Raw genomic sequence first — 363 nt, 5'->3', positions numbered from 1 at the left:
GGTGCAGATCAGAAACATTGTAATGATTCTATCTTCAACATGACGGCTAACATTCCAGCCGGATTGGGTGCACGCGGTGCATGGACTATTGTAGGTGGCAAGCARCCYTGGATCACGATTGCTGATACTACTTTAAAYAACACCAAAGTGACCGTRCTGGCAGGACATACCGTGTCACTGGTATGGACCATCACCAATGGTACCTGTRCGGCTACTACAGATATGGTTGAACTGACCAACTATGAGATTCCTTCCATAGCAGTTGCTGGTGCAGATCAGAAACATTGTAATGATTCTATCTTCAACATGACGGCTAACATTCCAGCCGGATTGGGTGCACGCGGTGCATGGACTATTGTAGGT

At 46.9% G+C, this 363-nt stretch carries 1 protein-coding gene; it reads left to right on the top strand.

The window, feature by feature from the left end:
* The coding region (locus tag AC1DP6_RS36630) for a hypothetical protein (RefSeq protein WP_477059334.1) at nt 1-363 on the top strand (363 nt) is incomplete at both ends.

The organism is Chitinophaga sp. 01L420 (assembly GCF_056399985.1).
Note: the sequence above shows the minus strand (reverse complement) of the source record. Positions and strands in the feature narration are given on the sequence as shown.